Origin of the sequence: Nocardioides cremeus, from assembly GCF_030518195.1 — a bacterium.
GTDB classification, from domain to species: Bacteria; Actinomycetota; Actinomycetes; order Propionibacteriales; family Nocardioidaceae; genus Nocardioides; species Nocardioides cremeus.
The window spans coordinates 1-220 of the sequence record NZ_JAULSC010000440.1 but is presented as its reverse complement, the minus strand read 5'-3'; the positions used below and the strand labels follow the sequence as shown (position 1 = coordinate 220).

Here is a 220-nt window from a genome sequence, read left to right as displayed (position 1 = left end):
TGAGACTCCCGCCTCAGCCCAGGCGCAGCAGGTGCACCACGCGGCGGGCGGCCTCGCCGCCCTCGCTCTCGGCGACGTCGTGGGCGGTGCGCACGTCGCGGCCGTCGAGCTGGGGAGCGGTGGCGGCCTCGACGGCCGCGGCCGTGGCGCCGCCGCGACCGGCGGCGGCGTACACGCGCTCGAGGCGGGCCTCGGCCGCGTGCAGGTCGTCGGCGTGGAA

General features: G+C 80.0%; 1 pseudogene. It reads right to left on the bottom strand.

Annotated features, from left to right (window positions below):
• Nucleotides 1–13: 13 nt before the first annotated feature.
• Nucleotides 14–220, bottom strand: a pseudogene (locus QWJ41_RS21650) (cysteine--tRNA ligase); the annotation flags it as partial.